The sequence below is a fragment of the Kribbella sp. NPDC058693 genome, assembly GCF_042715335.1.
GTDB lineage: Bacteria > Actinomycetota > Actinomycetes > Propionibacteriales > Kribbellaceae > Kribbella > Kribbella jiaozuonensis.
Genome location: NZ_JBHXSQ010000002.1, coordinates 1,374,934 through 1,395,208, shown reverse-complemented (window position 1 = coordinate 1,395,208; position 20,275 = coordinate 1,374,934). Strand labels below are relative to the sequence as shown.

Sequence of the window (20,275 nt, the reverse complement as noted above, 5' to 3'; positions counted from 1 at the left end):
CGTGAGGTCCTGGCGTCGGTTCGGAGCCCTCGTGGTGGCAGCGGGTTTGGTGGTGGGACCGGTGAGTACGGCGCAGGCTGCACCGGGTGGAGCGATACGGGTGAATCAGCTCGGGTACGGCGCCTTCGACGGCAAGGCGGCGTACGTGCTGAGTCGTTCGGTGGCGACTCGGTTCTCCGTGGTCGACCGGTTCGGGCGGCGGGTGTTGAGCGGCTCGGTCGGCAAGGATGTAGGGGAGTGGAATGCGGCGTACCCGCACGTCTATCAGCTGGATCTGTCCGCGCTGAAGGTGCCGGGGCATTACCGCGTCGAGGTGCCGGGGGTCGCGTCGGCTGGGTTCGACGTGCGCGCGTCGGCGGACCGCCTTCGTTCCTCCGCCAAGGACAAAGCCGTCGGTTTCTTCACGGCCCAACGAGACACCGTGCATCGCAATGATTCGAAGGCGCTCGTCTACGAGATCCCGGAGTTCGTGGATCCGGACAGTGATCAGACGGTCGGCGAGCTGAAGCGCATCGGTGGTCCGGTAGATGTCACCGGTGGGTGGTACGACGCGGGCGACTACCTGAAGTTCACCCACATCGCGGCGTACTCGGAATCGTTGCTGTGGGCATCGGTTCGGGACAGGCCGGACGGCAAGGTGCTGGCAGAGGCGCGGCACGGGCTGGACTGGCTGGACAAGATGTGGGACCAGCGGACGCGCACGCTGTACATCCAGGTCGGCGTCGGCGCGGGCAACGACACCGAGACGTATATCGGCGACCACGACATCTGGCGGCTGCCGGGCGTCGACGATCACCTGACGGATCCGTCCGAGCGGTTCCTGCGCAACCGGCCGGTGTTCCGGGCCGCGGCGCCGGGCAAGCCGATCAGCCCCAACCTGGCCGGACGTACGGCGGCGGCGTTCGCGCTGGCGGCACAGGTCGAGCCGAACCGTGCGGACGCGCGCCGGCATCTCGACACGGCCGCGCAGATCTTCGCGCAGGCTCAGACCAAGAATGTCGGGCAGCTGGTGACGTCGCTGCCGTTCGCGTTCTATCCGGAGACGGCGTGGCGGGATGACCTCGAGCTGGGCGCGACGGAGTTGGCGCTGGCTGCCAAGCGGTTGGGTGATCCGCGGGCCGGGGCGTGGCTGAAGCAGGCTGCGTACTGGGCTTCGCAGTACATCGCTCATGAGGCCGGCGGGGACACGTTGAACCTGTACGACGTGAGCGCGTTGGCGCACGCGGATCTGATCCGGGCGGCGCGGACCGATCGGCCGTTGGTTCGGGAGTTGGCCAGTGATCTGCGGGCGCAGTTGGAGATCGGGGCATCGCGGTCGGCGGCGGATCCGTTCCGGGCCGGGGCGCAGTACGCCGAGTTCGACGCCGTACCGCACACCTTCGGGCTGGCGACGACTGCTCGCCTGTATGCGCGGGCGACGGGCGACCATCGGTACGACGCCTTCGGTCAACACCAACTCGACTGGGCCTTCGGGGCGAATGCCTGGGGTGTCTCGTTCGTCATCGGCGTGGGCCAGACCTTCGAACGCTGCCCCCACCACCAGATCGCGAACATCACCGGCCACCAGCTGACCGGCGCGGTCGTCAACGGGCCGAACTCCGCCGACCTCTTCACGGACGGGCTCGACGACTACCTGGACGGGATGACTCACTGTCCGGCGGACGCGTCCGACCCGTACGCGCAGTACACCGGGCACGATTCGCGGTACGTGGACGACGTACGGTCGTGGCAGACGGCCGAACCGGCGGACGACTTCGCGGCGATCGCGGTCTACGCGCTGACGTAAACTCACGCGGGTGGCTGGCTGGGAGGACGTCCGGGATTTCACCCTCGGCAACGTGTCCCGCCGAGCCACCCGCATCGAGTTCGGCCCGAACGCCATTCGCGCTGTCCAAGGCCCGAACGACGACCGGGTGCTGGAGCCCTATGCGTACGTCGGCGCGAACCGCTCGCTCTACCTCGACGTCGAACTGACCCAACTCCTGTGCCGCGTCGTCGTCACCGGCGACCACACCTGGTCAGTCCAAGACGCCGACACCGCCGAGATCGGCACCATCACCCGCCTGCCGTCACCCCGCCGCTTCCTCCGCCCCAACTGGCAGATCACCCAACCCGGCCACCCCGACATCCTCGGCCGCACCGAATGGCTGACCGGCAGCCCAGCCCGCCTGGCCGCCAAGGCGGCGTCCCGCCTGATCGTCAGCGTCCTGGACGGGCTGACAGGCATCGGCGACGAGGGCGGCGACCAACCCACCAAGTCCCGCACCCTCGAATGGCGCACACCCTCCGAGCTGGTGATGATCACCTCAACCACAATCACCATCACGGCCGACTGGCTGGACCGCCGCCTCCCCTTCGCCTACACGCTCCTGGCCAAATGATCCGGCGTACCGCGATCGAGATCGCAGCTGCTGTTCGGTCCGGAGCAGTCGGCGCGTTGGACGTGGTCGAGGAGGCCATCGCGGCGGCTGGGCGGCTGGACCCGGTGCTGCATTTCCTGGATGAGTTGGATGCTGCGGGCGCGCGGGCGGCGGCGCAGCGGGTCAAGCCGGATGGGCTGCTGGCCGGCGTACCGTTCCTGATCAAGTCGCGTACGCCGCCGGACGCGCCGATCATCGCTCGATTGCTTGCGGCCGGGGCGATCCCGATCGGGTGGTCGACCCGGGCCCGGCCGGGCGCCACGTCGCTGACCTTCGGCTGGAACGGGACCGACTACACCCGGAACCCGTGGGACCTGTCCCGCTCACCCGGCGGTTCGACGGCCGGTGGTGCAGCAGCCGTCGCGGCCGGCGTCGTACCCCTGGCAACCGGTGGCGACAGCGGTGGTTCGCTTCGCATCCCCGCCTCGTTCTCCGGTGTCATCGGCTTCAAAGGGACGTACGGACGGATCCCGCGACCGGGCGGGCGTCCGCTCGGCGGGCTGACGACAGCTGGTGTGATCGGCGCCGACCTCGACGACGTCATCCTGGCAACGAGCATCGCCTCCGGCCCTCACCGCCTCGACCCCACCGCCCTCCCACCCTGGCCGGTCCCGGCTCGGTCGAGCGGGGGTCGAACTTGGCGGGCTGCCTATCGGTCGACGCTCGGGGCGTGTGCTGCTGACCCGGGTGTGGATCGGGTTGTGCGGGAACGGCTGGTGGCGGCTGGAGTGAAGGTGGTCGACGTACCGCTGGAGCTTGCGCCCACGGACGAGGCGTGGCAAGTGCTGTCCGACCTGGACAACGGGCGTGGGGTGGAGGAGTCGGCCGCGAAGCGGGCGCGGGAGGTGCGGCACTTCAACAACACGGCGCTCGCGGATCTGTTCGCCGAGGTGGATGTACTCGTCACGCCGACCACGCTGACTGTTGCCCACGGCTACGATCAGCACGAGGAGACGATCGTGACCGGCGATCCGTGCTGGGTGTTCAACGTGACCGGCCATCCCGCGGTGAGTGTTCCGGCCGGAAGGTCGCAGGGACTGCCGGTGGGCTTGCAGGTTGTTGCGCCGCATGGGGCGGACGAGGTTGCGCTCGCGGTGGCCCGCCTGCTGCTGGTCGAGCTTCCGCTGCCGCCGGTCCGCTGAGTGGCGGGTGAGCCCTCGCCGCGATGTCGGCAACTGGCGGTGGAAGGGCCTTCGCCACGGTGTTGGCGAGGTCGACAGCCGAGGCCTGCTTGCGGTCCGGCGTGGTTTCGCCGCGGGCAGTCGGGGAGCGCAGCAGCTCAGGCTTGGTGAAGTCGGAGAATGCGGCGACGACGGGTGGTGTGTAGAGCTCGTCGCGTACGGCGGTAGTCGGGGCGGTGGACGGGGCCGGTGAGTGGAGGGCTTCCTTCAGTTCGGTGCGGAAGAACTTGGTGAGTTCTTTTGCGCGGAGGATTCGGCTGCGGCGGAGGACGTGTTGTTCACCGGCGAGCGACGCCTTCTCGCGCCAGGTGATGTCGAACATGATGCGGCCGAGTCGGAAGCCGGGGTTGGTTTCGCCGCCGGGGTAGCCGCGGGCTCCGCCGTCGGTGAAGAACTCGCTGTAGAAGGCGCCCTCGTCCTCGAACTTGAGGACGTTCCAAGCCCGGAACGGATCCGTCGGCAGCTCGCCCCGCACCCACGCCTCGTCCATCAACGCATGTGACTCGGCGTTCAGCGGTCGATGCCCGACATAGCGGTACTGCGGACGCTCGCCCCGCCGGCGTCGTTCGTACTCCGCGATGATCTGCGGCCACTCGTCCGCCGAGATCGCCCGCGCCAGCCGTGACGCGAACGACGTCCGCGCCCGCAACTCGGCCCGCGAGGTGACCGGATGATCGGTCCGCCCGGTCATCGTCTCCAGCTTGTCCATCACGAAGGTCCGGCCGTGCGGCCCGACCCGCTCCCACTGGGTCACCTGCAGCGAAGGACCGCCGCCGGTCACAGCGTTCAGAGCCCGCAGCGCAGCGATTCCGACCCGGTAGAGCGGCACGCGACGGCGCATGATGCGCGTCTCCCAGCGGGTTCGCTCGTCGCTGTCCAACCACGCAGTACCAACGAGACGCGGGCTCATCCCGGATGGTCCGCGCGCCAGTTCTTGATCATTTGTTCCATGTCGGAGTGGATGAAGGCGAAGAAGTCCGCGGCCTCGGTCAGCCGGCGGGCGACGGGGGAGTCGGCGGCGAAGAGCGCGGCGCCCGAGCGGCTGGTCGACTCCCACTCGCTCAGCGCGAGGTTGCGGCGCTCGAGGATCGCGGCGAAGACGTCCTCGCGGATCCGGTAGTGGTCCTTGCGCGAACCGGGCAGCCGCTCGCGGGAGATGAACGACACCTGCAACAACTGCCGTACGGCGCCGGACACCGCAGGCTGGCTGATCTTCAGCGACTCGGCCAGCTCGGCGGCCGTCATCGTGCCGGTCGGGCTGACCAGCATCGCGCCCATCACCCGAGCCGACATCGTCGGTACGCCGCTGTTCGCCAGCACGCCCGCGAACCGCTCGACGAACTGGCTCACGGCCTCCGGGCTCGGTTCCTCCGCCATGGTTGAAGCTTACAGTAATCTGATCTATCGCAACTATCACAAACTTCTGATAATTTGAATCCATGACCACGACCACCGACACCGCAGCGCCGACGCTCACCGGCGGCCGCCGCTTCGGCGTACTCATCGCACTCTGTCTCGCCGTCCTCGTCCTCGGCCTGGACACGACCGTGCTCAACGTCGCGCTGCCGACGCTCGCCAAGGACCTGGACGCGTCGACCAGCCAGCTGCAATGGATGGCGAACAGCTACAACCTCGTCCTCGCTGCGTTGCTGCTGCCGGCCGGTCTGCTCGGCGACCGGTACGGGCGGCGCAAGATCATCGCGATCGCGCTCACGCTGTTCGGCCTTGCGTCGCTGGCGTGTGCCCTGTCCGACTCGGCCGGCCAGTTGATCGCCGCCCGCGCCTTCCTCGGGATCGGTGCGGCGATGATCGTCCCGGTCGCGCTGTCGCTGATCACCGTGCTGTTCCGCACCGAGGAGGACCGGAAGAAGGCGATCGGGTTCTTCGTCGTTGCCAACAGCATCGGTATGCCGCTCGGCCCGATCGTGGGCGGCCTGCTCCTCGACCACGCCGGCTGGCAGTGGATCTTCCTGATGAACGTCCCGATCGCCTTCATCGCCGCCCTCGCGGTCAGCTTGCTCGTCCCCGAGACGCGCAGCTCGAACCGCCCGGCGATCGACTGGCTCGGCATCGTGCTGTCGAGCACCGGCCTCGCGGCTCTGGTGTACGGCGTGACCAAGGCCGGCGAGTCGTCCTGGACCGACGGTGTCACGATCGTCTTCCTCGGACTCGCCGTCGTACTGATCGCCGGATTCCTCGTCTGGCAACGGCGTAACCGGGAGCCGTTGATCGAGCTGCGGTTGTTCAGCGAGCGGGTGTTCACCGGTGGCGCCGTACTGCTGACGGTGTCGGTGTTCGCGATCTTCGGGTTGCTGTTCACGATGCCGCAGTACTTCCAGGGCATCAACGGATCGGACGCGTTGCACACCGGGCTGAAGTTGCTGCCGTTCATCGGCGGGATGACGGTCGGTGCGAAGCTGGCGTCACCGGTCGAGTCGAAGGTCGGCACCCGGCTGGTGGTGATGACCGGGTTCGTCGTGATGGCGGTCGGGTTCGCGCTCGGCGCGTTCACCGATCTCGGGACCGGGTACGGGTACACGGCGATCTGGTTCGTCGTGGTCGGATTCGGCCTCGGCTGTTCGATGCCGCAGGCAATGAACGCGGCACTCGGCGTACTCGATCCGGAGCGGGCCGGGACGGGATCCGGGCTGCTGCAGGCGTTCCGTCAGGTCGGAGGTACGGTCGGCGTCGCCGTACTCGGGACCGTGCTGAACTCGGTCTACCGCCACAACGTCGACACGAACGGGCTCCCGGCGCAGGTCGCCGATGCGGTCGAGAAGAGCCTGGGCGGTGGACTCGCGGCCGCCGCCAAGGCCGGCTCGCCGGGGCTGCTCGCCAACGTGCGCGACGCGTTCATGACCAGCCTCAACACCACGATGTGGGTGTCGGCCGGGATCGCCGTTGCGGGTGCGATCCTCGCCGCGGTGCTGATGCCGAAGAAGAAAGCTGCCCGCCCCCAAGACTCTGGGAGCGGGCAGCGGGTGATCAGTTGAGCACGAGGCCCGGGTAGAGCGGGTGCTTGTCGAGGATCTCGGCCGAAGCTGCACGGGTCTTGTCGGCGACGCCGTCGGCGAGGACGTACTTCGCCTTCGACGGGGCGCCCGCGGACGTGGTCGTCGGGGTGGTCGCGGACAGCACGTCCACGATCAGCTCGGCGACCCGGTCGAACTCGTCCGCGCCGAACCCGCGCGTGGTCAGCGCCGGCGTACCGATCCGGACGCCCGAGGTGTACCAGGCGCCGTTCGGGTCGCGAGGTACGGCGTTCCGGTTGGTGACGATGCCCGCGTCGAGCAGCGCGGACTCAGCCTGCCGGCCGGTGATGCCGTACGACGAGACGTCGAGCAGGACCAGGTGGTTCTCGGTGCCGTCCGTCACGAGCTTCACGCCACGCTTCATCAGGCCCTCGGCGAGTACGACGGCGTTGTCCGCGACTGCCTGCGCGTAATCACGGAACGACGGCTGCCGCGCCTCGGCCAGCGCGACCGCCTTCGCGGCCATCGTCTGGCTCAGCGGACCGCCGAGCACCATCGGGCAACCGCGGTCGACGGACTCGGCGTACTCCGGCTGGCAGAGCACCATGCCGCCGCGCGGACCACGCAGCGACTTGTGCGTCGTCGTCGTGGTGACGTGCGCGTGCGGGACCGGGTCGAAGTCGCCGGTGAAGACCTTGCCCGCGACCAGGCCGGCGAAGTGCGCCATGTCGACCATCAGCGTCGCGCCGACCTCGTCGGCGATCTCGCGCATCTTGGCGAAGTTCACCTTGCGCGGGTACGCCGAGTAGCCGGCGATCAGGATCAGCGGCTTGAACTCGCGGGCCTTGCGGGCGACCTCGTCGTAGTCGAGCAGCCCGGTCTCCGGGTCGGTGCCGTACGAGTGCTGGTTGAACATCTTGCCGGAGATGTTCGGCCGGAAGCCGTGCGTCAGGTGACCGCCGGCGTCCAGCGACATGCCGAGCATCTTCTGGTCGCCGAGCGCCTTGCGGAGCTTGGACCAGTCGTCCTCGGACAGGTCGTTGACGTGCTTGGCACCCGCCTCGGCCAGCGCCGGGGACTCGATCCGCTGGGCCAGGATCGCCCAGAACGCGACCAGGTTCGCGTCGATGCCGGAGTGCGGCTGGACGTAGGCGTGCGGCGCGTCGAACAGCGCGGTCGCGTGGTCGGCGGCGGCCTGCTCGACGGTGTCGACGTTCTGGCAGCCGGCGTAGAAGCGATGGCCGATGGTGCCCTCGGCGTACTTGTCCGAGAGCCAGTTGCCCATCGTCAGCAAGGTGGCGGGGGAGGCGTAGTTCTCGCTCGCGATCAGCTTCAGCGAGGACCGCTGGTCGGCCAGCTCGGCCTTGATCGCGCCGGCGATGGTCGGTTCGACCGCGGCGATCACCTGCAGCGCGTTGTTGTACGCGGCCGACGCGGCGACCGCGTCGAAGGATGCGGTGTTGTCGATGGGTTGAGGCATCGTTGTCTCTCCTGCGGTTGCAGTGGGTCGAAGGCACCCAGGCGCACGGTGCCGACGGGTTTCGCTCCCCGGTGGTTATCCACCTCAGCGCGCCAGTCGCGACGCGCTCACCCTATCGCGCGCCGGACGATCTGATCGAACGGTGTCGTCCGCGGCAGCGTGCCGAACACGCCACCCCAGTCGTTGGCCAACCGGGACGCCACGAACGCGTCCGCGACGGCCGGGGTCGAATGCCTGACGAGTAGCGAACCCTGCAGGCAAAGGGCCATCTGGGCGGCCAGCCTCCGGGCGCCGGCTTCGGCGTTCTCGATGTCAGCAAGCGCTTGCAGGACGTCGTTCACCGCGGCGTCCAGCCGGGCATCGGCCCCTTGCACCGCAGCCATCTCACCCAGCCAGGCCTCGAGCGACTCCGGCCGGCGCAGCGCCCGGAGTACGTCGAGCGCGTTGACGTTGCCCGACCCTTCCCAGATCGAGTTGAGGGGCGACTCGCGGTAGAGCAGCGGGAGGCCCGACTCCTCGACGTACCCGTTCCCGCCGAGACACTCCAGCGCCTCGGCGACCATGAACGGCGTTCGCTTACACACCCAGAACTTCGCCAACGGCAGCGCGATGCGGCGGAAGGCTGCTTCCTTCGGGTCGGATGAGTCGACAGCGGCGGCGAGACGCATGGCCAGGGCGGTGGCGGCCTCGCTTTCGATCGCCAGGTCGGCCAGCACGTTCTGCATCGCCGGCTTGTCGGCGAGCAACCCACCGAAAGCCGAGCGGTGTTGCGTGTGCCAGATCGCCTCGACGAGGGCTTTCCGTTGCAACGCCGCCGAGCCCAGGACACAGTCGAGCCGGGTTGCCGCGACCATCTCGATGATCGTCCGCACCCCGGCGCCTTCATCGCCGAGCCGGTAGCCGATCGTGCCGTGGAACTCGACCTCAGACGACGCGTTCGACCGGTTCCCGAGCTTGTCCTTCAGCCGCTGCAGTGCGAACGGGTTCCGGTTGCCGTCGGCAAGCACCCGCGGTACGACGAAGCAGCTCAGCCCGTCCGGCGCTTGCGCCAGGACCAGGAACACGTCGACCTGCGGCGCCGAGCAGAACCACTTGTGCCCGTTCAGCTGATACTCACCGTCATCGCCCACCGGCGTCGCGGTCGTGAGATTCGCCCGCACGTCGGACCCGCCCTGCTTCTCGGTCATCCCCATCCCGGCGAGCACACCGCTCTTCGCCGCGACCGGCAACCGGCGTACGTCGTACTCCGTCGACGCCAGTTGCGGGACCCACTCCTTCGCGAGGCGCTCGTCTGCGCGCAGCGCCGGGACCGCGGCGTACGTCATCGAGATCGGGCAGCCGTGCCCCGGCTCGACCTGGGACCACAGGTAGAACCCGGCCGCCCGGGTCAGATGCGGCGACGGCCGATCGCTCGTCCACGGCGCGGCCTGGAGTCCGAACCCGACGGCCTGCTCCATCAGCCAGTGCCACGAGGGGTGGAACTCGACCTCGTCGATGCGGTTCCCGTACCGGTCGTGGGTGCGCAGTACGGGCAGGTTGTGGTTCGCCGGGAGGGCATGTGCGCGGGCCTCCTCGGAGCCCGCCAGCTCGCCGATCCGGCGTAGACCGGGGTCGTCGGCCAGGTCGGCGTACGGACGCAGAGCGTCACCGAGAGCCGCATCCTGGGTGAAGAAGTTCACGCCCCGCAGTGGGGGAGCCTGATTCGTTACCGCGAATGGGTCCGCCATGTCAGTACGGTAAGCGGTATGGCACGTATCGGGGCAGGACCCACTGGTGGGAGCTCCCTCTCATTGGCATGGGTTCGCCGGATCCCCGCGACGACCTGGAGTCTGCTGACGCAGACCGTCGGGGTGTGCTTGCGGTACCGCGTCACCGGGCTCGCGGCCGAGGGGGCGTTCTTCGCGATCCTCTCGCTGCCGCCGCTGATCTTCGGACTCGCCGGATCGCTCGGTTACATCGCGAGCAAATGGTTCGAGGTCGAGACGATCAACGACATCAAGCAGCAGATCGTCGATCTGGCCGCTCGTGCGCTGACCGACGACTCGATCAAGAGCGTCATCTCGCCGACCCTCGACCAAGTGCTGAACGGCGGCCGGCCGGACGTCATCTCGATCGGTTTCGTGCTGTCGCTGTGGTCCGGCAGCCGCGCGCTGAACGTGTTCGTCGACACGATCACGATCATGTACGGGATGGGCGGCAAGCGCGGCATCGTCCGGACCCGCGCGCTGTCGTTCAGCCTGTACTGCGCCGCGCTGATCATCGGTGTGATCGTCCTGCCGCTGGTGCTGGCCGGCCCGGACGCGGTCCAGGCGCTGCTGCCGCACCGGCTCGACTTCCTGAACCAGCTGTACTGGCCGGTCGTCACGATCCTGTCCGCGGGCTTCTTGAACACCCTGTACCACCTGTCGGTGCCGATCCGGACGCCGTGGGTCTCCGACCTGCCGGGCTCGTTCCTGGCGCTGTCGATCTGGATCCTGGGCAGCTTCGTCCTGCGCTGGGTCCTGCAGAGCACCGTCGGCGGTACGTCGATCTACGGTCCGCTGGCCGCGCCGATCGCCGTACTGATGTGGCTGTACATGACGGCTATCGCAGTACTGATAGGTGCGGCGTTGAATGCTGTCGTGGACCGGCTGTGGCCGCACAAGCAGCATGTCGCCGAGGTGAAGGCTGCGGCCGCCGACGAGGAAGAGATCGAGCCGGTGATGAAGGCGGAGCCGGAGCCGCATCACGACCACTCGCTGACGCCGGTGGAGTCGGACGAGCGGCCGGAGGCCGAGGTGGCGCGCAAGATCGAGGAACTCGCCGAGCGACCGCCTGCGCCCGCTGCTGCTGCGGTGCCTGAGGCTCCGGCGGCTCCTGTTGACGAGGAGCCCGCGGCTGAGGAGCCTGAGCGGAAGCCTGCGTCGGTCGGAAAATCCGGTGCGCAGGGTGACACCGACGACCTAGTCTGACCACATCAGAACGGTCCCTGGCTCGGGACCGACCGGACCGGAGGGAGGCAGCCGCCATGAGCTACTACCAGGCCCAACGGCCTGCTGTCTCCGACACCGTCCGTCCGCTGAGCTGAGCTCGCGGCCGGGCCCTCTGAAAGGTTCGCCGCATGTCAGCCACACTCCAGGCCCTGGGACTCGACAGTTCCACGGCCGAGTTCTTGCAATCCGTCCCGGAAGAGCTGGTCCCGGGACGCGTCGCCCGGGTCGACAAAGGCCTGGCGACAGTCTTCACCACCGACGGCCCGGTCCGCGCCAGCTGGTCCGGCGCACTGCTCACGGCGATCGCCGCCGACGCACAGGCCGGCCCATGTACAGGGGACTGGGTCGTACTGCGGTTCTGGCCCGACGACCGCATCACCGTCGAGTCCGTGCTGCCACGCCGTACTGCGATCGTCCGGGCGGAGGTCGGCGGGTCGTCGCGCGGGCAGGTGCTCGCGTCGAACGTCGACGTGATCGCCATCGTCGTCGGACTGGTCCCCGAGCCGAACATCGTCCGTATCGAGCGCTTCATGGCGCTGGCGTGGGAGAGCGGCGCGCGGCCGGTCGTCGTACTGACGAAATCCGACCTGGTCGGGGACGCCGATTCAGTAGCTGAGGACGTCGCCCTGGCTGCGCCCGGCGCCGACGTACTGGTGTGCAGTGCGACCACTGGCGCGGGGATGGACGACGTACGTGCGCTGGTGGCGGGAGATGCCACTCTGGCATTGCTGGGGTCGAGTGGTGCGGGCAAGTCGTCACTGGTGAACGCACTGGCCGGTGTGGAGCTCCTGGACGTGCAGGACATCCGTGAGGACGGCAAGGGCCGTCACACGTCGGTGCGGCGTGAGCTGATCGTGCTGCCCACCGGAGGGATCGTTATTGACACGCCTGGTCTGCGGGGGATCGGTCTGCAGGAGTCAGGGGAGGGGCTGGCAGCGGCGTTCCCGGACATCACGGCGCTGGCGGAGCGGTGCAAGTTCAAGGACTGCTCGCATGTGATGGAGCCCGACTGTGCGGTGCGAGCAGCTCTGGACGACGGCTCGTTGCCGTACCGGCGCTACGAGAGCTGGGTGAAGCTTCAGCGCGAGGCGGCGTACATGGCACGGCGGGCGGACATCCGGCTGCGCAACGAGATGAAGAAGGAGTGGGTCCGCGCCAGCAAGTCGTACCGCCGCGACCACAAGCCACGACCCTGATGAAAAGATCGTCTGCATGAACCGATCTGTGCTGGTGACAGGAGCATCCCGGGGGATCGGAGCGGCGACGGCCCGCGCCTTCGCCGCCGCAGGCGACCGAGTGGCAGTCCACTACAGCGCCTCAGCCGACGCAGCAGCCCAGGTCCTGAAGGAGCTACCCGGCACGGGCCACGTCATGGTTCAGGCAGACCTCGCAGACCCAGCAGCCATCGAATCGATGGTCGACGCGGCCGCGAGAGCCCTGGGCAGCATCGACGTACTGGTCAACAACGCCGGCCTCTACGTGCCACACCGCATCCGCGAAACGACGTACGCCGAGTGGCAGCAGGCGTGGGCGGAGACGCTCGCGGTGAACCTCGTCGGGCCATCCAACGTCACCTGGTGCGCGGTCCGGCACATGGGCCGCGGCGGGCGGATCGTGAACGTCTCGTCCCGCGGCGCCTTCCGCGGCGAGCCGAACCAGCCGGCGTACGGCGCTTCGAAGGCCGCGATCGTGTCGTTCACCCAGTCACTCGCTCGAGCCCTGGGCCCTGAAGGCATCGCCGTCACAGCCATCGCCCCTGGCTGGACGGTCACCGATATGGCCGCCGTGAACCTGTCCGGCGACGGCTACGACCGCCGCCGCCTCGAGAGCCCGTTGGAACGAGTAGCGGATCCCTCTGAGGTCGCGGCCGCCATCATGTATCTCGCTTCCGCGGAAGCCGAGTTCGGCACCGGCACCGTCCTGGACTTCAACGGCGGCTCGTACCTCCGCATGTAAAACCATTCGCCGCGCCTCCGTGGACTGGCTACTGTCCACCTCGTGCATCGCATCATCTGCCCGCCGGCCGCCGCTTAGCGGACGGCTTCCCAACGCTCAGGTCGCTCTGACCTGAGCTCCTTCGGCCTGTTCGCAGACGCCCCACCTTCACCGCGAACATCCCGGAGCAACCGATGCACTCCCGTCTCTCAACCAGACGTGCCCTCATGTACGTCGTCATCGCCGCCATCGCCTGGGGCACCGGCGGCCCGACCGGCGCACTCCTCACCCAACACGCCGGCCTGACTCCCACAGCGACGTCCTTCTGGCGCCTGGCCACAGCAGCCCTTTGGCTGGCCCTGGCCCGCCGCCTGTCAGGCCGAGGAGCCGCCCGACCGCATTTCACCGCAACCCCACTGCGCCATCTGGTCAGCGGAGCCGGCCTGGCCCTCTGCCAACTCGGCTACTTCATCGCCATCCCTCGAGTAGGCGTAGGCATAGCCACGGTCATAGCGCTCGGCGCCGCCCCCATCCTCATCACCCTCGCAACGAGAGAGCGCCTCACCAAGTCCATCCTCGTCGCCCTGATCGGCCTCACCCTCCTGACCTTCACCACCGGCCAAGCCAACCTCACAGGCGTAGCAGCAGCCCTGGCCTCAGCCGCCGGCTACTCAGCAACAACAATCCTCAACCGCAACACCCCAGACCCCCTGACCACCGCATTCGCAGGCTTCGTCACAGGCACAGCGTTCCTACTCCCCTTCGCCGCCCTACCGACCACCCCCGCCGGCTGGCTCCTGATCGCCTACTTCGGCCTGATCCCCACAGCCCTTGCCTACACCCTCTTCTACACAGGCCTGAGAGCCCTCAGAGCCTCCACCGCATCCCTAGTAGCCCTACTAGAACCAGTAGTAGCCACCGCTATAGGAGCAGCCCTCTTCCAAGAACACCTGTCAACGATGTCCCTGGTAGGCGGCGTACTGCTCCTGTTGGCCGTAACAACCCAAGCCAGGAGGTGAGGCGCAGCCTCACGAATGACGAAGGCGACCCGGCCGACGCTTTCCGTCGGTATGGGTCGCCCGTCGCTTTCGTGGACGATACTGGGATCGAACCAGTGACCTCTTCCGTGTCAGGGAAGCGCGCTACCGCTGCGCCAATCGTCCAGGAAACTCAACACTACTGAAGTTTCGAGGTGGAGACGGGATTCGAACCCGTGTACACGGCTTTGCAGGCCGTTGCCTCGCCTCTCGGCCACTCCACCAAAGAGACGTGCCACAAAGTTTGGGGCGAACCCTCTCCGAGCGGACGACCGGGTTCGAACCGGCGACCTCAACCTTGGCAAGGTTGCGCTCTACCAACTGAGCTACGTCCGCATCACCCCGAGCAGTTTCCCTCGGTGCGAGAGCAGAACAGTAGCGCACTTTCCGCCTGGACAAAAACCGGATTCCACGCCGTGAATCGGTCCCCATCCGTCACTCGAGTCACAGCGAACCTGTCCACTCGACACGCCGTCCGATCAGCCGTTCAACGACACCAGATCAACCGTTTGCAGGTACTCGGCATCGCCGCGGAGATCGATCGTCGCGACACGCCCGTCGACGACGGTGAAAGAGAACACAACGACCGGTTCACCGCGCTGCATCCACACCAGCCCGGGCATGCCGTCGACCAGCACGAGCTTCGCCGCCTGCGCCCGTCCGGTGAAGGCCCGCGCGACGCGGTCGTGCCCGGTGACCCGCGCCGCCATCCCGCGTTCCGCAGCGGTCGCGTCCGCACGCAGTACGACCTCGGGATCGAGTACTTCGAGCAGCGCCGAGAAGTCCGCGTTGCGCGCAGCGGCCAGGAACGCGCTGACGACTTCCTGCTGCCGAACCACATCCACGCTCGTCGGTTCCGGCGTACCGCGAACTCGCCGTCGCGCCCGGCTCGCGATCTGCCGCGCGGCAGCCGGCGACTTGCCGATGATGGGCGCGATGTCCTCGAACGGTACGGCGAACAGATCGTGCAGCACGAACGCGAGCCGCTCCGCCGGCGACAGCGTCTCGAGTACGACGAGCAGTGCGAGGCCGACCGAGTCCGCCTGCACCGCTTCGAGCTCGGGATCGGGTACGACGTCATCCGCGAGCACGGGGGAGTGCTCGCTGACCGGCAGCTCTGGCCGGCCGCGGCGGGTGCGCAGCATGTCGAGGCAGATCCGCCCGACAACTGTGGTCAACCAGCCGCCGAGGTTGTCGATCGTGGCGGTGTCGCTGCGGCTGAGCCGGATCCAGGTCTCCTGGACCGCGTCCTCGGCCTCCGGCTCAGAGCCTAGGATCCGGTAAGCGACAGCCCGCAGCCGGTCCCGGTTCTGCTCGAACCGTGTCGCCAGCCAGTCGTCCGCATCCATGTCCATCACCATTCCACCTGTCACACCACTCGGCCCAGCGCCGTCATCCCGATGACGAAGTACTCGGACCGCATGTGACAGCAGAACGAACAGGAGCCCGCCATGACGGCACCACCCCGCCCGCTGCCGGAGCGCAAGCAGGACATGCTGCGCCGGTTCGCCGAGGACGTCGACGCCTGGGTATCCACGGCGTCGCTCGACGGTACGCCGTACCTGATGCCGCTGTCGTTCCTGTGGACCGCCGACACCCTGCTGCTTTCCACCACCGTCACCAACCCGACCGCCCGCAACCTGCAGGCGAACCCGCTGGTCCAGCTCACCATCGGCGAGTTCCGCGACGTCATCCACATCACGGGCACGGCTGCAGTCACCGAGGCCACCGACGCGGAAGGCGAGTCCTTCGCCACCAAGGCCGGCTTCGACCCCCGCCCCCTGGCCAACTATCCGTTCTTCCGGATCACTCCCACCAAGATCCAAGCCTGGCGAGAGGCCAACGAACTCAAGGACCGCGTCCTCATGAACGACGGCGTCTGGCTCGTTTGACTTGACTTCGAGTGCGCTCCAGGAGGGAAGGTGGAGGGCATGTTGTCTCGAACTCTTGGGAACGGACGGAATGTCAGCGCGCTCTGCCTGGGGGCGATGAACTTCGGTACGTCGACGCCGGCTGATACCGCGATCGCGATCCTGGATCGGTTCGTGGAGGCGGGCGGGACGTTCGTCGACACGTCGAACAACTACAACCAGTGGCACGGGCACGGCGGTGACAGCGAGGAGCTGCTGGGCCGCTGGATGCGGGCCCGTGGCAACCGTGACGAGTTGTTCATCGCCACCAAATGCGGTGCACGGACCACGGTCCCCGGCGACCCCGATGACGCGCACTGGGAAGGGCTCAGCGCGTCTGCAGTAGGCGAGGCAGTCAAGGGCAGTCTCAGTCGGCTGGGCATCGAGCAAATCGATTTGTACTACGCGCATATCGACGACCGCAGTACTCCGCTGGACGAGACCGTCGCCGCGTTCGGGCGACTGGCAGCGGACGGGGTCGTTGACTTGCTCGGCTGCAGCAACACCGCCACGTGGCGGCTGGACCGCGCTCGGCAGACCGCAGCTGCCCAGGGCGTAGCGCAGTACTCCGTCATCCAGCAGCACTCGAGCTACCTCTGGCCGAACCCGCCTGCTCTGCAGGGCGTACGCCGTCACGGCACTCCGCACTACCAGCACGCGGGTGTCGAGCACTTCGACTACCTGGCCGAGCACCCGGACGTGACGCTCGTTGCGTACCAGGCTCTCCTCGGTGGTTCGTACGCGCGTGCGGACCGGCCGTTCCAGCCCCGTTACGCGCATCCGACGGCGTACGTTCGCTATGAGGCGCTTCGCCAGGCGGCCCACGACCTCGGCGTGACTCCGAATCAGGTCGTACTGGCCTGGCTCCTGCACCACAACGTCATCCCGCTGATCGGTGCGTCGTCGCTCGAACAGCTGGACGAGGCGTTGGCCGCGGTCGATATCCAGCTCGACGACGGCCTGGTAGATCAGCTGGACAACGCCTGATCGCGGATCCGGTAGCGGTAGCGCAGGGGTGACTCGCCGACCTCGCGTTTGAACGCCGTACTGAACGCACTCTCCGACGCGTACCCGAGCTCGGTCGCGAGTGATCCGACGCTGACGTCCGCGTCGCGGAGAGCGCGTTGGGCGAGCATCATCCGCCAGCGGTTGAGGTACGCGCGCGGCGGCATGCCGGCCACGTCGCGGAACCGCTCGGCGAACGACGTACGCGACATCGCCGCCGCGTGCGCCAGCTCGTTCAGTCCCCAGAGCTTGTCGGGCTGCGAGTGCATGAGGGTGAGGGCGGGGCGGAGGCGTTCGTCGGTCAGGACGCGCAACCATCCCGGTGGCAGCTCGGCTTGTTCGACGTACGTCCGGAGTACTTCGAGGAGCACCAGCTGGGCATGTTGCCGGATTGCGAACGCCGAGCCGATGCGGTGGCCGGCGACCTCGTCGAACAGCCGGTGAAGGCTGCCGCGCAGGTTCGCGCCGGTGGTGGGGGAGGCCCGCACGTGCGCGACCGGCGGCAATGCCTCGAGCAGCAGCGTCCGCCCGGCTTCGTTGAGGTCGATCCGGCCACCGAGGATGACGTCGTTCGTGCTCCAGCCCGTGAGCGACAGGCCGGTCTCGACGGGAACGACCTCGCGAACCGGTCCGTCGCCCGTGCCGCCGGAGAGCTCGAGTCGCGACCGGTTGTTGAGGATCGCGACGTCGCCGGGGAGAAGCTCGATCGGCGCGTCGATCCCGTCCGTGATCAGACGCGCCCGCCCGCTGACCACCGCGATGAACTTGAACGACTCGACCAGCGAGGCGCGTGACACCCATCGTCCGCTCACGTTGAACCCGCCGGACACCAACCCGCGGACCTCGACGAGCTCGAACACCTCGGACAACTGATCCATGCGCTGTACTCTCGCGAAGAAAATCTGAACTGATACTTATTCAGAGTACGCCGCCCGCGCGGCAGGCTGGGTGCATGACGAAACAGCACCCCATCGGCACGGGCTTCACCGCCGCCTCGACCGCGGACGACGTACTCGCAGGAATCGACCTGACCGGCAAGAACGCGATCGTCACCGGCGGCCATCGCGGCCTCGGCCTCGAGACCACCCGTGCCCTCAGCAAGGCCGGCGCCTCCGTGACAGTTGCCGTACGCAACCCCTCGAGCGCCGCCGCGGCGTTGGCGGGGATCGATCGCGTCGAGACCAGCGAGCTCGACCTACTGGACCCGAAGTCCATCGACGCGTTCGTCGATCGCTATCTCGCGACCGGCCGCCCGCTCCACATCCTGATCAACAACGCCGGCATCATGGCCGGCCCGCTCGTCCGCGACGCGCGCGGCTACGAGTCGCAGTTCGCGACCAATCACCTCGGTCACTTCCAGTTGACCCTCGGCCTACTTCCGGCCCTCCGAGCGGCTCATGGCGCCCGCGTGGTCAACGTGACGTCCGGGGGTCACCGCCTCTCCGACATCCGTTGGGACGACCCGCAGTTCGCCCACGACTACGATCCGCTCCTCGCGTACGGCCAGTCGAAGACTGCCAACGTCCTGTTCGCGGTGGAGCTCGAACGCCGGTGGTCGCAGTACGGCATCCACGCGTACGCCGTACATCCCGGCATTGTCATCACCACAAACCTCGGCCCGCACCTGGCCGAAGGCGAAACCCGCACGCCTTGGCTGACCACCGAGGACCTGCAGGCGATGGACCTGGTAGATGCCGCCGGCAACCAAATCGTCGACCCTGCCCGGGAGCGCAAGACTCCGTCACAGGGCGCCAGCACAGCCGTGTTCGCCGCGACCAACCCGCAGTTGGAGTCGTACGGCGGCACCTACCTGAGGGACAACGAGATCTCCCTGCTGGACGAGCCCACTCCGATCAACTTCACCGACCACGACGTCCGCTCGTACGTCGTTCCGCACGCGCTGGACGCCGAGTCGGCCGATCGCCTCTGGACCCTCAGCGAGGAGCTGATCAAGCGCTAAGCCACGGCTTGTGGGGCTGCGGCCGGGCTCCGGTTCCCGTTCCGATCCACGGCGCGGATGCCCATCTGCACGTTGTCCTTGGAGATGTCGAGCGTCACCGTGGTGACGTTCCCGACCGGAATCGCACTGGTCCAATCGGAATCCGTGGTCTCCCGCAACACCACCTCGTACCCGGTCAGGTTCGTTTCCGGGTTGGCGTCCCACGAAAGCGTGGTCAGGTTGGTGCCGGAGAGAGTGCCGGGCGGCGTCGTGTGGACCTGAGCGTTCTTGGGAGTGCCGGGTGAGGTGGCAAGCCCCCACAAGGCCGCCGCGTTCACCCGGGTCACCCGAGCGATGTAGTCGAAGTCCACGAAGTCGATCAGGTCGCCGAACTGCACGCCGTCGACCACCTGGACGTTCTGGTGCTCGTGGTTGAAGTTCTCCCGCGGCTCGGTGAACCTGGCGGCGGGATAGCCCAGGCTCTGGAACGAGACGTGGTCGCTGGAGCGCAGGAACCGGTCGCGCCGCCAGACCAGCCGGATGTCCATGCCGGTCAGGCTCTTCGGCGCGACCGAGTGAACGAAGCGACCGAGTTGACGGGCCTTCCCGTCGTTCTCCCCGCCGGCCGACTGCAACAGCGAGATCTGGGCAGCAGTCACGTTGGTCGGGATGCCCTCAAGGAACATCCGCACCGTGAACGGGTCAGGCTTGTGCCCGTCGAACGACCTGCTCGCCCCGATGATGTCGTTGCTGAACATCCCCTGTACGTCGTTGCCCGCGCCCGCCATCTGTTGCGCCATGAACGAGGAGCCGTACAGCCCTTGTTCCTCACCAGTGACCGTGGCGAAGACGATCGTGCCGGGGAACTGATGCGTCGCGAACACGCGGGCCAGCTCGAGCACACACGCAACCCCGGACCCGTCGTCATCAGCACCCGGCGCGTCGCTGGTGAAGTCCATGATGTCGGTCACCCGCGAGTCGAGGTGCCCGGTCACGACGTAGAACCGCTCGGGCGAGGCGGTCCCCTTCAACGTCGCGATGACGTTGGTGATCTGAGTCGGCACCGGGATCCGGCTGGAAACCGGCTGGATGAACGACTGACGCGCGACCGTCATCCTCCCGCCCGAAGTCGCTGCAATAGCGTCCATCTGCTGCCCGACCCACACCGTCGCCGCCCCGATACCGCGCACCGGATCGCTTTGGCTGGACAACGTATGCCGAGTCCCGAACTCCGTCAGCCGCTGAATCGTCGCGCCGATCCGCTTCGGATCCACGTTCCGCAACAACTTCCGCAACTCACCATCGATCTTCGCTGCCTGCAGCCCAACTGAACTTGCACCGGCCGCTTCGGCCGAGCCTCCAACCAGCGCGGCGCCAACAGCGCCGGCAGCCACGGCCCCCGAGCCGGCCAGGAACACCCGGCG

The 20,275-nt window shown here is 67.8% G+C and carries 17 protein-coding genes, 3 tRNA genes and 1 riboswitch; of the genes, 11 read left to right on the top strand and 9 right to left on the bottom strand.

The window, feature by feature from the left end:
* The first annotated feature begins 1 nt into the window (after position 1).
* The 3 genes from ACFWUU_RS16255 to ACFWUU_RS16245 are packed head-to-tail and all read left to right on the top strand — an operon-like array spanning position 2 to position 3,562.
* Complete coding sequence (locus ACFWUU_RS16255) at positions 2-1,786, top strand: glycoside hydrolase family 9 protein (protein ID WP_380176387.1); 1,785 nt, start codon at positions 2-4, stop codon at positions 1,784-1,786.
* A 10-nt stretch (positions 1,787-1,796) separates the two neighbouring features.
* Positions 1,797-2,381 (top strand): hypothetical protein, encoded by a 585-nt coding sequence (locus ACFWUU_RS16250; RefSeq protein ID WP_380176385.1) that lies wholly within the window; start codon positions 1,797-1,799, stop codon positions 2,379-2,381.
* Positions 2,378-3,562 (top strand): amidase, encoded by a 1,185-nt coding sequence (locus ACFWUU_RS16245; protein ID WP_380176383.1) that lies wholly within the window; start codon positions 2,378-2,380, stop codon positions 3,560-3,562. The genes ACFWUU_RS16250 and ACFWUU_RS16245 overlap by 4 nt, the downstream gene beginning before the upstream one ends.
* A gap of 945 nt (positions 3,563-4,507) precedes the next feature.
* Here the strand turns inward: ACFWUU_RS16245 and ACFWUU_RS16240 are convergent.
* Positions 4,508-4,978 carry a GbsR/MarR family transcriptional regulator gene (locus ACFWUU_RS16240; RefSeq protein ID WP_137255001.1) on the bottom strand — a complete coding sequence of 157 codons (471 nt, stop codon included), beginning with the start codon at positions 4,976-4,978 and terminating at the stop codon, positions 4,508-4,510.
* Positions 4,979-5,040: 62 nt separating this feature from the next.
* On the opposite strand from ACFWUU_RS16240, the gene ACFWUU_RS16235 reads away from it, so the two are divergent.
* Positions 5,041-6,594 (top strand): DHA2 family efflux MFS transporter permease subunit, encoded by a 1,554-nt coding sequence (locus ACFWUU_RS16235; protein WP_380176381.1) that lies wholly within the window; start codon positions 5,041-5,043, stop codon positions 6,592-6,594.
* On the opposite strand, the gene ACFWUU_RS16230 is transcribed toward ACFWUU_RS16235, so the two are convergent.
* Together ACFWUU_RS16230 and ACFWUU_RS16225 are read right to left on the bottom strand one after the other, a co-directional pair.
* On the bottom strand, positions 6,587-8,053 hold the full coding sequence (locus ACFWUU_RS16230; protein ID WP_380176379.1) for a glycine hydroxymethyltransferase: 1,467 nt from the start codon (positions 8,051-8,053) through the stop codon (positions 6,587-6,589). The two genes, ACFWUU_RS16235 and ACFWUU_RS16230, sit on opposite strands and share 8 nt — an antisense overlap.
* A gap of 28 nt (positions 8,054-8,081) precedes the next feature.
* Positions 8,082-8,163: riboswitch (ZMP/ZTP riboswitch) on the bottom strand.
* Positions 8,161-9,780 (bottom strand): acyl-CoA dehydrogenase family protein, encoded by a 1,620-nt coding sequence (locus tag ACFWUU_RS16225; RefSeq protein ID WP_380176377.1) that lies wholly within the window; start codon positions 9,778-9,780, stop codon positions 8,161-8,163. Its footprint overlaps the riboswitch before it by 3 nt.
* Positions 9,781-9,798: 18 nt before the next feature.
* Between ACFWUU_RS16225 and ACFWUU_RS16220 the strand changes: the two genes are divergently transcribed.
* From ACFWUU_RS16220 to ACFWUU_RS16205, 4 genes are all read left to right on the top strand, one after another.
* On the top strand, positions 9,799-11,004 hold the full coding sequence (locus tag ACFWUU_RS16220) for a YihY/virulence factor BrkB family protein (RefSeq protein ID WP_380176375.1): 1,206 nt from the start codon (positions 9,799-9,801) through the stop codon (positions 11,002-11,004).
* A 149-nt stretch (positions 11,005-11,153) separates the two neighbouring features.
* Positions 11,154-12,221: a ribosome small subunit-dependent GTPase A gene (rsgA, locus tag ACFWUU_RS16215; RefSeq protein ID WP_380176373.1), complete on the top strand. Its 1,068-nt coding sequence runs from the start codon at positions 11,154-11,156 to the stop codon at positions 12,219-12,221.
* A 16-nt stretch (positions 12,222-12,237) separates the two neighbouring features.
* Positions 12,238-12,981 (top strand): SDR family NAD(P)-dependent oxidoreductase, encoded by a 744-nt coding sequence (locus ACFWUU_RS16210; protein WP_380176371.1) that lies wholly within the window; start codon positions 12,238-12,240, stop codon positions 12,979-12,981.
* Between the two features lie 206 nt (positions 12,982-13,187).
* Positions 13,188-13,979 (top strand): DMT family transporter, encoded by a 792-nt coding sequence (locus tag ACFWUU_RS16205; protein ID WP_380176369.1) that lies wholly within the window; start codon positions 13,188-13,190, stop codon positions 13,977-13,979.
* A gap of 72 nt (positions 13,980-14,051) precedes the next feature.
* Here the strand turns inward: ACFWUU_RS16205 and ACFWUU_RS16200 are convergent.
* The 4 genes from ACFWUU_RS16200 to ACFWUU_RS16185 form a co-directional block, all read right to left on the bottom strand.
* Positions 14,052-14,123 (bottom strand) — tRNA-Val (locus ACFWUU_RS16200).
* 27 nt (positions 14,124-14,150) lie between these two features.
* Positions 14,151-14,221: transfer RNA gene (locus ACFWUU_RS16195), tRNA-Cys, on the bottom strand.
* Between the two features lie 39 nt (positions 14,222-14,260).
* Positions 14,261-14,333: transfer RNA gene (locus ACFWUU_RS16190), tRNA-Gly, on the bottom strand.
* Between the two features lie 143 nt (positions 14,334-14,476).
* Positions 14,477-15,352, bottom strand: a complete 876-nt coding sequence (locus ACFWUU_RS16185) for a sigma-70 family RNA polymerase sigma factor (protein ID WP_380176367.1) — start codon at positions 15,350-15,352, stop codon at positions 14,477-14,479.
* Positions 15,353-15,448: 96 nt separating this feature from the next.
* On the opposite strand from ACFWUU_RS16185, the gene ACFWUU_RS16180 reads away from it, so the two are divergent.
* Positions 15,449-15,889 carry a pyridoxamine 5'-phosphate oxidase family protein gene (locus tag ACFWUU_RS16180; protein WP_380176365.1) on the top strand — a complete coding sequence of 147 codons (441 nt, stop codon included), beginning with the start codon at positions 15,449-15,451 and terminating at the stop codon, positions 15,887-15,889.
* Between the two features lie 39 nt (positions 15,890-15,928).
* Complete coding sequence (locus ACFWUU_RS16175; protein ID WP_380176363.1) at positions 15,929-16,894, top strand: aldo/keto reductase; 966 nt, start codon at positions 15,929-15,931, stop codon at positions 16,892-16,894.
* Here ACFWUU_RS16175 and ACFWUU_RS16170 read toward each other — a convergent pair.
* Entirely contained in the window at positions 16,876-17,790 is a 915-nt protein-coding gene (locus ACFWUU_RS16170) for an AraC family transcriptional regulator (protein WP_380176361.1), read from the bottom strand. The two genes, ACFWUU_RS16175 and ACFWUU_RS16170, sit on opposite strands and share 19 nt — an antisense overlap.
* Positions 17,791-17,864: 74 nt before the next feature.
* On the opposite strand from ACFWUU_RS16170, the gene ACFWUU_RS16165 reads away from it, so the two are divergent.
* Positions 17,865-18,872: an SDR family NAD(P)-dependent oxidoreductase gene (locus ACFWUU_RS16165; RefSeq protein ID WP_380176359.1), complete on the top strand. Its 1,008-nt coding sequence runs from the start codon at positions 17,865-17,867 to the stop codon at positions 18,870-18,872.
* On the opposite strand, the gene ACFWUU_RS16160 is transcribed toward ACFWUU_RS16165, so the two are convergent.
* Entirely contained in the window at positions 18,869-20,269 is a 1,401-nt protein-coding gene (locus tag ACFWUU_RS16160) for a M20/M25/M40 family metallo-hydrolase (RefSeq protein WP_380176357.1), read from the bottom strand. The two genes, ACFWUU_RS16165 and ACFWUU_RS16160, sit on opposite strands and share 4 nt — an antisense overlap.
* Positions 20,270-20,275 lie beyond the last annotated feature (6 nt).